The organism is Nostoc sp. NMS4, assembly GCF_017115095.1.
Lineage (GTDB): Bacteria > Cyanobacteriota > Cyanobacteriia > Cyanobacteriales > Nostocaceae > Nostoc.
Window position 1 is genome coordinate 1 of the sequence record NZ_JABXKI010000229.1, and the last position, 12775, is coordinate 12775.

The 12775-nt window shown below is 43.3% G+C and carries 13 protein-coding genes; 12 read left to right on the forward strand and 1 reads right to left on the reverse strand.

Annotation, left to right across the window (positions count from 1 at the left end):
- Positions 1 to 5 precede the first annotated feature (5 nt).
- From sixA to HWQ37_RS20265, 9 genes are all read left to right on the forward strand, one after another.
- Positions 6 to 500 (forward strand): phosphohistidine phosphatase SixA, encoded by a 495-nt coding sequence (sixA, locus tag HWQ37_RS20225; protein WP_292750281.1) that lies wholly within the window; start codon positions 6 to 8, stop codon positions 498 to 500.
- 108 nt (positions 501 to 608) lie between these two features.
- Positions 609 to 1745, forward strand: coding sequence for a citrate synthase (locus HWQ37_RS20230; RefSeq protein WP_292750179.1), 1137 nt, complete (start codon positions 609 to 611; stop codon positions 1743 to 1745).
- 357 nt (positions 1746 to 2102) lie between these two features.
- Positions 2103 to 3221: an NADH-quinone oxidoreductase subunit NuoH gene (gene nuoH, locus HWQ37_RS20235; RefSeq protein ID WP_292750181.1), complete on the forward strand. Its 1119-nt coding sequence runs from the start codon at positions 2103 to 2105 to the stop codon at positions 3219 to 3221.
- A gap of 88 nt (positions 3222 to 3309) precedes the next feature.
- The gene (ndhI, locus tag HWQ37_RS20240; protein ID WP_099102630.1) at positions 3310 to 3894 is read left to right on the forward strand and encodes an NAD(P)H-quinone oxidoreductase subunit I; all 585 of its coding nucleotides are present in this window, start codon (positions 3310 to 3312) and stop codon (positions 3892 to 3894) included.
- A gap of 124 nt (positions 3895 to 4018) precedes the next feature.
- Positions 4019 to 4633: an NADH-quinone oxidoreductase subunit J gene (locus HWQ37_RS20245; RefSeq protein ID WP_292750183.1), complete on the forward strand. Its 615-nt coding sequence runs from the start codon at positions 4019 to 4021 to the stop codon at positions 4631 to 4633.
- Between the two features lie 60 nt (positions 4634 to 4693).
- Entirely contained in the window at positions 4694 to 4999 is a 306-nt protein-coding gene (nuoK, locus tag HWQ37_RS20250) for an NADH-quinone oxidoreductase subunit NuoK (protein ID WP_006199065.1), read from the forward strand.
- Positions 5000 to 5005: 6 nt separating this feature from the next.
- On the forward strand, positions 5006 to 5926 hold the full coding sequence (locus HWQ37_RS20255) for an NAD(+) kinase (RefSeq protein WP_292750186.1): 921 nt from the start codon (positions 5006 to 5008) through the stop codon (positions 5924 to 5926).
- Positions 5927 to 6247: 321 nt separating this feature from the next.
- Positions 6248 to 6424, forward strand: a complete 177-nt coding sequence (locus HWQ37_RS20260; protein ID WP_292750189.1) for a DUF6888 family protein — start codon at positions 6248 to 6250, stop codon at positions 6422 to 6424.
- Positions 6421 to 6603, forward strand: coding sequence for a DUF6887 family protein (locus HWQ37_RS20265; RefSeq protein WP_292750191.1), 183 nt, complete (start codon positions 6421 to 6423; stop codon positions 6601 to 6603). Before HWQ37_RS20260 ends, HWQ37_RS20265 begins: the two co-directional genes overlap by 4 nt.
- 176 nt (positions 6604 to 6779) lie before the next feature.
- Here HWQ37_RS20265 and HWQ37_RS20270 read toward each other — a convergent pair whose 3' ends face one another.
- Positions 6780 to 8549, reverse strand: a complete 1770-nt coding sequence (locus HWQ37_RS20270) for a pentapeptide repeat-containing protein (protein ID WP_292750193.1) — start codon at positions 8547 to 8549, stop codon at positions 6780 to 6782.
- Between the two features lie 542 nt (positions 8550 to 9091).
- Between HWQ37_RS20270 and HWQ37_RS20275 the strand changes: the two genes are divergently transcribed.
- From HWQ37_RS20275 to HWQ37_RS20285, 3 genes are all read left to right on the forward strand, one after another.
- Entirely contained in the window at positions 9092 to 12112 is a 3021-nt protein-coding gene (locus HWQ37_RS20275) for a zinc-dependent metalloprotease (RefSeq protein ID WP_292750195.1), read from the forward strand.
- Between the two features lie 156 nt (positions 12113 to 12268).
- Positions 12269 to 12439, forward strand: a complete 171-nt coding sequence (locus HWQ37_RS20280; RefSeq protein WP_292750198.1) for a hypothetical protein — start codon at positions 12269 to 12271, stop codon at positions 12437 to 12439.
- Positions 12440 to 12593: 154 nt separating this feature from the next.
- On the forward strand, positions 12594 to 12749 hold the full coding sequence (locus HWQ37_RS20285; protein ID WP_292750201.1) for a hypothetical protein: 156 nt from the start codon (positions 12594 to 12596) through the stop codon (positions 12747 to 12749).
- Positions 12750 to 12775 lie beyond the last annotated feature (26 nt).

The following is a 12775-nucleotide window of genomic DNA, read 5'->3' on the forward strand; positions in this document are numbered from 1 at the left end:
AAAATATGGAACTATACTTAATTCGTCATGGCATCGCCGAAGACCAGGGATTAGGTATCAAGGATGAGGAACGCAGCCTAACCAAAGAAGGAAGGCAAAAAACTGAGAAAGTTGCCCAAAAACTTGTTAAATTAGGTTTAAGTTTTGATTTAATTCTCACCAGTCCCTTAGTGCGGGCCCGCCAAACGGCTGAAATCCTCATAGCAGAAAAACTAAGCTCAAAATTAGAGGAATCAAGCCACCTCGCGCCCGATGGTCAAATTTCTAGTTGGCTCAAAGACTGGTTAGAACCAAAAAATTATTCCCAAAATACCCAACTGGCGCTGGTTGGACACGAACCTGATTTGACCAATTGGGCAGAAATTCTCCTGTGGGGAGAAGTCAAAGAAAGCTTAGTCTTGAAAAAAGCAGGTATGATTGGGATAAAACTACCAGAAACAGGTTCTCCTCTGGGTCGGAGTCAGATGTTTTGGTTGACACCACCCAAGTACCTGCTATAACAGTTTTTCAACATTTTCGATTGTTGTTAGAACGGCTACTGTTATGGCGACAATAAATTTCTGGTAAGTTAGCTTGATCAGATATTTCACAAAGCGAATGGTGTTGCCATGATGGTGTGCGAATACAAGCCTGGTCTAGAAGGCATTCCCGCCGCTCAATCAAGTATCAGTTATGTTGATGGGCAAAAGGGAATACTAGAATATCGTGGCATTCGGATTGAAGAACTAGCAGAAAAAAGTACATTCTTGGAAACTGCTTATCTCTTAATCTGGGGTAAACTGCCAAGCAAGGAAGAACTGGAAACATTTGAGCATGAAGTTCGTTACCACCGGCGGATAAAATACCGCATTCGGGACATGATGAAATGCTTTCCAGAAAGCGGCCACCCAATGGATGCCTTGCAAGCTTCTGCTGCTGCTTTAGGCTTATTTTATTCGCTCCGCGATTTACACAATCCTGTCTACATTCGAGATTCGGTGGTGCGCCTGATAGCAACCATTCCGACGATGGTGGCGGCGTTCCAACTGATGCGAAAAGGCAATGACCCAGTACGTCCCCGTGATGACTTAGATTACTCCGCCAACTTTCTATACATGCTTGATGAGCGAGAACCCGATCCTCTGATGGCGCGGATTTTTGATATCTGCTTGATACTTCAAGTTGAGCATACAATGAATGCTTCTACTTTCAGTGCTAGGGTGACAGCTTCCACCTTAACCGATCCTTATGCTGTGGTTGCTAGTGCCGTCGGAACTTTGGGTGGGCCTCTGCATGGGGGAGCCAATGAAGAAGTAATTCAGATGTTGGAGAAAATTGGCTCTGTAGAAAATGTCCGTCCCTACATAGAGCATTGTCTAGAAACTAAATCTAAGATTATGGGCTTTGGACATCGTGTGTATAAAGTAAAAGACCCACGAGCCATAATTTTACAAAGTCTAGCAGAGCAACTGTTTGAGAAGTTTGGGCATGACAAGTTCTACGACATTGCTCAAGAGATGGAACACGTGGTAGAGGAAAAACTCGGTAGCAAGGGGATTTATCCCAACATTGACTTTTATTCAGGTTTAGTGTATAGGAAAATGGGGATTCCTACAGACTTGTTTACGCCAATATTTGCGATCGCACGTGTTGCCGGTTGGTTAGCCCACTGGAAAGAACAACTAGCAGAAAACCGGATTTTCCGCCCTACCCAAGTTTACAACGGTCTGCACGAAATTACTTATACACCGATTGAGCAACGGTAATTGGGCATGGGGCAATTCAATTTTGGATTTTGGATTGACGATAGCGCAGCGTTAGCGAGTCCGCGAGCGTCTTTTGGATTAAATTTCAATCTAAAATCCAAAATCTAAAATCTAAAATTCTTACTCCCCTCATCCCCCCGTCCCCTCAATAGCCAATCTCAATGCCAACCATAAGTAGAACTTCTCATCTCGCTTCAGGGTGGTCAAACCATCCAACGATATACTAGGCATGGGAATTGGCAACAAATCATCAATCGGGCGTTATCACAGCAAAAATTATAAATGGGTGAATTTACAGTTATTAATTCAACTAATAGTTGTAACTCACCATGACTCCATGTCTTAAAGAGCGGAAACATGAATTCAGGAATTGACCTCCAAGGAACTTTTATTGAATCCCTCCGGGATTTAGGTATACCAGCAGGAACAGCCAAAGCGATTTGGATGCCCTTGCCAATGATACTGATGCTGATTGGGGCAACAGTGGGGGTATTAGTTGCTACTTGGCTAGAACGGAAAATTTCTGCCTCAGCACAGCAGCGAATTGGGCCAGAATACCAGGGGCCTTTTGGGTTGCTGGTGCCTGTAGCGGATGGTCTGAAGCTGGTATTTAAAGAAGATATCGTACCAGCCAAGTCTGACCCCTGGCTGTTTACTCTGGGGCCAATTATTGTTGTAATTCCGGTGTTTCTGTCGTTTCTGATTGTCCCCTTTGGGCAGAATATCGTAATTAGCAATGTGGGCATGGGCGTATTCTTGTGGATTGCCTTGTCAAGCATTCAACCCATTGGTTTATTGATGGCTGGCTACGCATCTAATAACAAATACTCCCTCTTAGGGGGCTTGCGGGCAGCAGCGCAATCTATTAGTTATGAAATTCCTTTGTCACTGGCGGTGTTAGCGATCGCTATGATGTCTAATAGCCTCGACACTGTTGATATTGTCAATCAACAGTCTGGCTACGGCATTCTCGGCTGGAACATTTGGCGACAACCAATCGGTTTTCTGATTTTTTGGATAGCCGCCCTTGCTGAATGCGAACGATTGCCCTTTGACTTACCAGAAGCAGAAGAAGAAATCGTCGCTGGCTATCAGACTGAATACTCAGGGATGAAATTCGGGCTGTTCTACCTGGGTTCTTACGTTAACTTGATTCTTTCTTCTTTACTAGTAGCAATTCTCTACTTGGGCGGTTGGGACTTTCCTATTCCTCTCAACCTCATCGCTGGTTGGCTGGGAGTCAGTGAACTAAATCCCATCTTCCAGATAGTAACTGCGGCCTTGGGGATCTCGATGACCGTCTTCAAAGCCTATTTACTAGTGTTTGTCGCCATCCTGTTGCGCTGGACAGTCCCACGGGTACGGATTGACCAACTGTTAGATTTAGGATGGAAGTTTTTGTTACCAGTTGGTTTAGTTAATCTTCTATTAACTGCCGCCCTGAAACTAGCCTTTCCCTTCGCCTTCGGCGGGTAAACCAATTTTAGATTTTAGATTTTAGATTTTAGATTGAATCTGAAATCTAAAATCCAAAAATCCAAAATCCAAAACAGAGAGACACAAAATGCTAAAGTTCCTGAAACAAGTTGGTGATTACGCCAAAGAAACGGTACAAGCTGCGCGTTACATTGGTCAGGGACTTTCTGTCACCTTCGACCACATGCGGCGGCGGCCAATTACTGTACAGTACCCTTACGAAAAACTGATTCCTGGCGAACGGTTTCGCGGTAGAATTCACTTTGAATTTGATAAGTGCATCGCTTGCGAAGTTTGCGTTCGCGTTTGCCCAATCAACCTGCCTGTAGTAGATTGGGAATACGACAAAGCCAGCAAAAAGAAAAAACTCAACCACTACAGCATTGACTTTGGAGTTTGTATCTTTTGCGGTAATTGTGTGGAATTTTGCCCCACTAACTGTCTATCCATGACAGAAGAGTATGAGCTTGCCACTTACGATCGCCATGAATTGAACTATGACAGTGTAGCGCTAGGTCGTCTGCCTTACAAGGTAACAGATGATCCAATGGTTACACCACTGCGCGAATTAGTTTACCTACCCAAAGGCGTACTCGAACCCCACGGACTACCTGCGGATGCGCCGCGTGCAGGTGCGCGTCCAGAAGACTTGGTAGAACAAACAGAAAAATAATGTCATTTGTCCATTGTCATTTATCCTTTGTGCTTTGTTATTTGACCAATAACTAATGACCAATGACCAATGACCAATGACTAATGACCAATGACCAATGACAATTGACTAAGGACAAAAAACAGTGAATCTAGCAGAAGGAGTACAGTTAGTATCACTTGGCATACTGGGCGTGATGATGATTGGGGCAGCCATTGGTGTGGTGCTGTTCTCTAACATCGTCTATTCTGCCTTTTTGCTAGGGGGTGTGTTCATCAGCATAGCGGGAATCTACCTGTTGCTAAATGCTGATTTTGTTGCAGCTGCACAAATATTAATTTACGTTGGGGCGGTTAACGTGCTGATTTTGTTTGCCATTATGTTGGTGAACAAGCGGGAGAATTTTGTCGCATTTCCCAACTCTTGGGTGCGTAAAGTACTTACGGGTGTAGTCAGTGTCGGATTGTTTGGTCTTTTAAGTACGATGGTGCTGGCTACTCCTTGGGCATACTCAACTCCTGCTGTAGCGGGTGGTGAAAGTTCTATAATTTTGATTGGAGAGCATTTCTTCACTGACTTTTTACTACCTTTTGAATTGGCTTCCATTTTGCTGCTGATAGCGATGGTAGGAGCAATTATTTTGGCACGCCGCGAGTATTTGCCAGACCTATTGACACCATCCGAACTAGGGCAAACTGTTTTGACTTTGCCAGAACGCCCCAGAGAACTAGTATCAACAACTAGCGAAACAAAAGAGTAATATTTGTGACTTCAGTTGCAGATAAACAGGCGGATTTTTTCAGGAGGGATACTCAGATTCATGCAACTCCAGTACTTTTTATTACTAGCAGCCGCTTTATTTTGCATTGGCATCTATGGTTTAATTACCAGCCGCAACGCTGTGCGGGTGCTGATGTCAATTGAGTTACTGCTCAATGCTGTTAATCTGAATTTAATGGCATTTTCCAACTTCCTCGACTCAACATTAATTAAGGGTCAGGTTTTCACAGTATTTGTGATTACCGTGGCCGCAGCCGAGGCGGCGGTGGGTTTAGCGATCGTGCTGGCCATTTATCGCAACCGCGATACCGTCGATATGGAGCAGTTTAATCTCCTGAAATGGTAATTGTGCGTGCAACTAAAGCAGGTAATCATTGCTTATAAAGCGCGGGATGCCCGAAGTAAAGAATGGGCAGAAATCTGTGCGAAACAACTAGAAAGCCGCGATTGCCAAGTGTTGATGGGACCTAGCGGGCCGAAAGACAACCCCTATCCAGTCTTTTTGGCTTCGGCGGGTCAACCAATCGATCTCGCTTTGGTACTCGGTGGCGATGGTACTGTTTTAACTGGTGCCAGACATTTAGCCCCAGCTGGTATCCCAATTCTGGGAGTGAATGTGGGAGGTCATCTGGGGTTTTTAACTGAGTCGGTGGAAGAGTTTCAAGATACGGAGAAAGTTTGGGATCGGCTGTTTGAGGATCGCTATGCTATCCAACGACGGATGATGTTACAAGCTGCGGTGTATGAGGGTCACGGATCTAACTTGGAACCAGTGAGTGAACGTTACCTCTCTTTGAATGAATTCTGTGTCAAACCCGCCTCTGCTGACCGAATGATCACCTCAATTCTGGAAATGGAAATTGATGGTGAGGTAGTCGATCAATACGTCGGGGATGGGTTGATTATTTCTACTCCCACAGGTTCTACTGGTTATACCGTTTCTGCGAATGGGCCAATTATGCATGATGGTATGGAGGCGATTACTGTCACTCCCATTTGTGCAATGAGCCTTTCTAGTCGCCCCCTCGTTTTACCCCCTGGTTCTGTGGTGAGTATTTGGCCTTTGGGGGATTACGATTTGAGTACCAAGCTGTGGACAGATGGGGTTTTGGGGACTTCAATTTGGCCGGGACACCGCGTTGATGTGCGGATGGCAGATTGTCGGGCTAAATTTATTATTTTGCGCGAGAACAATTCCTACTATCAGACGCTGCGGGAGAAGTTGCTATGGGCAGGTACAAGGGTTCACTACAGCAATAATCACCGTAATTAATTAACGTGAGTTCGACGGTTAAAAAAAGCCAAAAACCTTGCTAGATATGAACCATGAGAAACTAGGTAGGTATGGCGATGCCTGTGGCGGGCTACGCCTACGCTAAGATTGATTGAAAATCGGCAAAAAAGGCACAAAAAAAGCCGAGACTAAAAATATCTAACAAAAATCAGGGTTAGGGCTTAGTCTACCATTGTATCTCGCCCGGAGCAACGGAAACGTCTCCGGGCGAGATATCGTAGAAATTTTTTTAGTCCTGTCGAACTCACGTTTATTTAAATCAAACAAAAAAGTAAAATGACTATGTAATATGAATTTAAAATGGAACCTACAATAGAACAACTTAAAGCATTTTTTGACTTCTGTATTCGTGCAAGTGAATTGTTACAGACAATCGAACTGACTAGATACGATCAGAGAAACAACCGAATAGCAGTTTTAGTAGGTCAAACAATAGAAGTAGAAATCCTTAGTAGTGGCGAGGTATTAATCAGATGAGTAATTATTTAAATCTTTCCTATCAAGAACTAAAAGAATACATCAAAACCCATCCCCAAGATGAAGATGCCTTTCAATATTTTTTAAAACAAATGAGAACAAAACCAGGCGTGGTTGTTAGCACTGGAGAACAAATAGAAACCGAACTTAAAAAACGGTTAGGAATAAGTAATGAATGATAAAACTATCCCGTTTACAGAATGACTGCACTTAGTACAGCTTTGCGTAAAATTGTGGCGAATTGAGGGTGGAAATTTAAACGCAAAGGAGCGCAAAGGTACGCGGAGAATTCGCTACGAATTAATTAGGGGTTGCACTTAGTTGGGTAAAGTTTAGGATAAAATCTCGCCTCATCTCAATTCAGTCCCAGTTCTTCCTTCAACGCCTCCGGTATATTAACTGCTGTCTCTAATCCCTGCACACCTTCCCACTGCTGCTTTTTACCCCAAATCATCTCTTCTAAATTGGCATCACTGAGGTCTGCACCAACCAAAATGGCATAACTGAGGTTGCTATGGCTGAGATCCGCGCCATTGAGGATAGCACCACTGAGGTTACTGCCACTGAGGTTAGCACTGTTAAGGTTGGCATAGCTGAAGTCTGTGCCAAATAGGATCGCGTCGGTGAGGTCAGCACCACTGAGGTCGGCATCGTTGAGAATCACGCCACTGAGGTCAGCTTCGTTGAGAATCACGCGACTCAAATCTACACCACTGAGGTCGGCACCTAAGAACATTGCACCGTTAAGTCTGGCATTATTAAGTTTCGCACCGTTAAGTTTGGCATAGCTGAGGTCTGCGGCCACAAGGATAGCATCGCTGAGGTTGGTACTGAAAAGAATTGTGTCACTGAGGTTTGTACCGTTGAGGATGGCGTGACTCAAATCAGCACCACTGAGGTCGGCGCGGCAAAGGTCGGCATGGCTAAGGCTGACACTGCTAAGATTGGCATCACTCAAATTGGCACCGAAAAGGATGGCGTTACTTAGGTCAGCATGGCTGAGGTTAGTGCTGCTAAGGTCGGCGCGGTTGAGGTCGGCGCGGCTAAGGTCGGCACGGTTAAGGTTGGTATTGCTAAGGTCGGCGCGGTTGAGGTCGGCGCGGCTAAGGTTGGCACAGCTAAGGTTTGCACCACTGAGGTTGGTACTACTGAGGTCGGCACTGCTGAGGTTAACACCAGTGAGGTTAGCACCGCTAAGGTTGGCATCGCCGAGGTTGGCACCGCTAAGGTTGGCACCACTGAAGTTTACGCCTGTTAAGTTGGCATCGCCAAGATAAGCAAGGCTGAGGTCAGCGCCGCTAAAGTCTGCCCCAGTGAGGTTGGCATCGCCCAGGTAAGCACCCCGAAAGTTGCCCCCTTTGAGGAATTGTCCAACTATATTACTAAAGTTACCAATTTCCAGAGCATCGCTATAGTTGATAATCCGCAGTAGTTGGGATGTGAAAAAATTGTCTGTGTCTGGTTGGGCAGATGGATAGAAGATGATTTTTTGTTTGAGTTGATCTTGCCCTTGGGCGTAGCGGTGTAACTCTAATAGTAAAATCAATACGTTCAACCCTGTATATATATCTACCTGTCTCAACCCGATCGCAATATTTTGTGTCGCTAGTTGTAACTTTGTTTTCTGAGGCAGGTTATCATCTGGTGTGCCATCGATAAATTCTCCCTGACACCAGCGACGATAAAAATCTTCTAGCCGCCAAAAAAGCAATTCTGGGCGAATTTTTTGATCGGTAACAACCAATTCCATTAGTTGGTTGACTATTTCCGGTTTCAGGGCAGCATTGCCCAATAAATCATAAATCTCTTCATGCATCTGGCGATCGCATACTTTAAAGTCAAACCCAGTGGGTAAAGTACCCAATGTGCGATCGTCTATCTGAGAAGTCAAACCGCTTTTTGTTATTATCCATTTTTCTAAGCTTTTTTGCAGTTTTGGAGAGTATAAATATTCCTGCAAATTGTCTTGAGTAAATTTAACGCTTTTCTCTGCTTCTTTAATACTTTTTCCTAGAGGTAAAACTGCTTCGGTTTCTGGCGATGCGGTCTTTGGCATCTTTTGCAACCTTGTAACCCTGACATAATTTCTCAGCATCTGCCAAACTTGAGATAAATATGTTGACATTTTTGTTTCCGTTGTTACATTTAAATAACTGTTTTTGATAATCCTGAATAGAAATTTTTCTATGCTAGTTTGATTTTCATTTCCAATAGTCAATAGTATAAATAAATACTATAGTAAAAAAATCATCAGTTGGCGATGTTTACGACAGGCGACTTGTTGTAAATTTGGCAACGGCGTTCCTGGATGGCAGCTTCTGGCTCTTTTGTAGTAACCTTAAGCTTCTTCTCATAATGTAAATTAAGTGTTAACTTAAAAATCCTTTCAAAAATCAAGTAAATTCCATGCTTTAGCTAATTTTTTAGATTTTTTTCCCTAAACTTACTAGTCTGATGCAAAAATCATACTTACTGTTTATTGGAGATGCAATTGTTAGGAAGAATCCTACACTAAAACCGTACAACAAAGCTGAAAAAGGGCAACTAAAGTTTAAGCCAAAAGTTTGTTGCCTAATATAAAGCAGCTAAGAGATTGGCAGAGTTCAGGCTATATGGCTTTGCAAAAGTTAAAAATTAACGAGAGATAGTTATCAGGGAATGAATGCGATGAACAGATTAACCTTTTATATGATTTTGTTACATAGTTTGTTTTTAGGAATAGCGACAGCTAACGCTAAGTCACCGTTTGTTAACAATGTTGACACAGGCAAGCAGATTGTTTTAGAAAATGTGGTGACAGCCAGAAGTGGAGATAAATCTAATAGTCAGTTATCCACAAAAACTTCTGCAACTAAAATCTCAGCTTTATCAGTAAACAATATTAATATTCCTCAAAAACAGAAGCTACGGTCAGGTCAAGTTTGGGTAGTTAATCCAAAAAACCAGGCACAAGCTAAACCGTTTATTTGGATCGTAAAAAACCTGAAACAAGTAGGTCAGCAACCATTTTTGCAACTTGCAAAAACCGCAGAGAAACCGGATGCCAAGCCTAGTTCTAGTGCTAAACCAGCAACAAAGGACGATTTAGAGCCATTTAACGAAGTAATTAAAAATACCCAAAAATCAGGGGGATTGTTCACTCTTTATCGCAATAAAGAAAAGAATAAGATTTATCTAGAAATTAAGCCAGAACAACTTAATAAAAATTACTTAGCTACAGCAACCCTAGAATCGGGTATTGGCGAACGGGGTATTTACAGTGGGATGCCTCTGCAAGATTTTTTGTTTTATTTCCAACGAGTGGATGATAAACTACATTTTGTGATCCGCAATGTGAATTTTCGCACTCGTGAGGGAGATCCCCAGGTGCGATCGCTGACGCGATCATTTAGTGACTCTGTTCTCTACACCATTTCCATTAAAAGCATTCATCCAGAACGCAAAACTCTTCTCATTGACTTGGGAGATTTGTTACTCACAGATTTAGCTGGATTATCTGCAAGTTTAGGAGTCCCCGGAAGCACAGACCAGTCTTATTTTGGTACTGCTAAAGCCTTTCCCCAAAACTTAGAACTGGAGTCAATTTTGAATTACTCTGGTAGCCTTGACCGTGACAGTGAAGTAGCAAGCTTTGCATCCCTAGCTGACAACCGTGGCTTTACCCTGCGCGTCCACTACAGTCTCTCCCAACTACCCGATCAAGATTATCGACCGCGCCTTGCTGACGATCGCGTTGGCTATTTCATCACCGCCTACCAAGATTTATCCAAAGACGACGATCGCGGCGATTCTTTTGTCCGCTACATAAATCGCTGGCATTTAGAAAAACAAGACCCGAAAGCAGTGATTTCTCGCCCCAAAAAACCGATTGTCTTCTGGATTGATAACGCTGTACCCTTAGAATACCGCGATGCCATGAAAGAAGGCGTTCTGATGTGGAACAAAGCCTTTCTCAAAGCCGGATTTAAGGATGCAATTGAAGTCCGCCAAATGCCAGATGATGCTACCTGGGACCCGGCAGATATTCGTTACAACACGATTCGCTGGATTAATACAGTCGATGGCTACTTTGCAATGGGACCATCCCGCGTTAACCCATTGACAGGGGAAATTTTGGATGCAGATATTCTCGTAGATGCTAGTTTTATCCGCGCACTCAAGAGTGAATATCGCAAAATAGTCCAACCCAGCCAAACAGAAAATCGCACGACTTTATCAGCTTTGATGCAAAATCGGCTACTTTGTGCTAACGGTTTAGATGCGAAAAACAATGGTGTGCCCCAGAAGACGCAACAACAACAGGGGTTATTGAGTCGTTTATCGAAAATGGCTGGTGAATACGATTTATGCTATGGGATGGAAGCTGCTAATCAGTTTGCCTTTGGTTCCCTGGCGATGTCACTGCTGCCTGATACTATGGCCACACCAGACCAGGTGAAAGAATATATCAATCAATATTTACGTTTAATCATCGCTCATGAAGTTGGACATACTCTTGGTTTACGTCATAACTTCCGTGGTAGTACACTGCTACCACCACAGGAGATGAATAATACAGAAATTACCAAAAATAAAGGTCTGACAAGTTCTGTCATGGACTATATTCCTCCAAATATCGCCCCTCAAGGTACAAAACAAGGAGATTATTTTCCGAGTATGGTGGGGCTTTATGATGAATGGGCAATTAAGTACGGCTACACAACAATTCAGACATCAACTCCCATCGCGGAAAAGCCAATTTTAGAGGAAATTGCTGCACAATCCTACAAGCCAGAGTTGAGTTATTCCACCGATGAAGATGTGTATGACCTCGACCCAACTGCTGATGCTTGGGATAATAGCAGTAATGTGCTGCTTTATTCTCAGTGGCAATTAAATAATGCGCGGGTGATGTGGGAACGTCTTGATAAGCGTTTCCCATTGGCTGGTGATAGTTACAGCGATGTCAGCGAACGTTTTAGTACAGTATTGGGTAACTATTTTCAGCAAATATATTACACCACAAAATACATCGGGGGACAATCTTTCTATCGCATTCACCCTAACGAGATACCTTCGGAGAAAGTTTCTGGAGTCCCCCAACACCGTTTACCATTTGAACCAGTACCAGTTGAAGAACAACGGCAAGCTTTAGAAACGCTGCAAAAATATGTATTTGCAGAAGATGCCCTAAGTTTTTCACCAGAATTGCTGAATAAATTAGCACCTTCTCGTTGGCGACATTGGGGTAGTTCGCCGCAAGTTGGCCGTTTGGATTTTCCTATTCATAATTTGGTGCTAATGATGCAGGGTTCTGTGTTGCGAGATTTACTCTCAGGCGATCGCCTCTCTCGTCTTAAGGATATTGAACTCAAAACTCCCGAAGGAAAAGCATTGACTCTGCCAGAACTATTTGATACCTTACAGTCGGATATCTGGACGGAAGTGATCAAACCCAAAGGTAAACCAATGAAGATTGCCAGTTTACGGCGAGGCTTGCAGCGTCAATATCTTGACATTTTGACTGGTATGGTATTGCGAAAAGAAAATGTTCCAGAAGATGCTCGGACTCTAGCTTGGTATAAACTAAAACAGCTTGATGAGAAACTCAAGGGGGTTAATTCTGAGGATGAATATACCAAAGCGCACTTATTAGAAACGCGCGATCGCATTGAGAAAGTTTTGAATGCACCCTTGCAAACAAATTAAAAAAGTTAAGGGTGAATAATTCAGTTAAGCAATTTTTTCCTTCTCTTTCTTTTCTCTGTGTCCTCTGCGCCTCTGCGGTAGCCTGCGGCAAGCCGTACCACTTCGTGGAAGCAAGCTACGCATAGCGTCTCGTAGAGAAGCGTCTACGTTAAAAAAATGACTTTCAGAAAGACTGCTAGTACTCCATCAAGGCAACAATGCTTAGTGAGACAGGTTTTTGGTAAGCTAATTGAAGTATTGGCTACAGTTAGCATCATGGCAAAGAAGTATACAGTAAATTTGAGTAATGAAGAAGTAGAAAAACTGCGTAGGCGTAGCCCGCCGTAGGCATCGCTAATCAAAACAGGTAAGAGTAAAGCAAGAACTATTACTCGTGCCCACATTCTTCTGAGGGCGAAACTGATGCCACGATCGCAGATAAGCTGTTGCGCCTACAATTTGCATATAATAAAAATAAATATAACTTCGGGTACAGGTTGTTATGCCGGTTATTGGCTTTCTAAGCTTAGAACAAAAACAACATCTACAACAGTTGTTAAAACAGAGCGTCCGCTCTGAAATGAGAGAGCGAGTTTTGATACTGTTATTGATGAATGATGGTAGAACGCAAGAAGAAATAGCAGCATTAATCGGTTAGTTATGAACAGTTGGATGAGCGAAAAC

Coding starts and splice junctions, on each gene's coding strand:
- sixA (WP_292750281.1), top strand. CDS start 6: ATGGAACTATACTTAATTCGTCATGGCATCGCCGAAGACCAGGGATTA.
- HWQ37_RS20230 (WP_292750179.1), top strand. CDS start 609: ATGATGGTGTGCGAATACAAGCCTGGTCTAGAAGGCATTCCCGCCGCT.
- nuoH (WP_292750181.1), top strand. CDS start 2,103: ATGAATTCAGGAATTGACCTCCAAGGAACTTTTATTGAATCCCTCCGG.
- ndhI (WP_099102630.1), top strand. CDS start 3,310: ATGCTAAAGTTCCTGAAACAAGTTGGTGATTACGCCAAAGAAACGGTA.
- nuoK (WP_006199065.1), top strand. CDS start 4,694: ATGCAACTCCAGTACTTTTTATTACTAGCAGCCGCTTTATTTTGCATT.
- HWQ37_RS20260 (WP_292750189.1), top strand. CDS start 6,248: ATGGAACCTACAATAGAACAACTTAAAGCATTTTTTGACTTCTGTATT.
- HWQ37_RS20265 (WP_292750191.1), top strand. CDS start 6,421: ATGAGTAATTATTTAAATCTTTCCTATCAAGAACTAAAAGAATACATC.
- HWQ37_RS20270 (WP_292750193.1), bottom strand. CDS start 8,549: ATGTCAACATATTTATCTCAAGTTTGGCAGATGCTGAGAAATTATGTC.
- HWQ37_RS20275 (WP_292750195.1), top strand. CDS start 9,092: ATGAACAGATTAACCTTTTATATGATTTTGTTACATAGTTTGTTTTTA.
- HWQ37_RS20280 (WP_292750198.1), top strand. CDS start 12,269: ATGACTTTCAGAAAGACTGCTAGTACTCCATCAAGGCAACAATGCTTA.
- HWQ37_RS20285 (WP_292750201.1), top strand. CDS start 12,594: ATGCCGGTTATTGGCTTTCTAAGCTTAGAACAAAAACAACATCTACAA.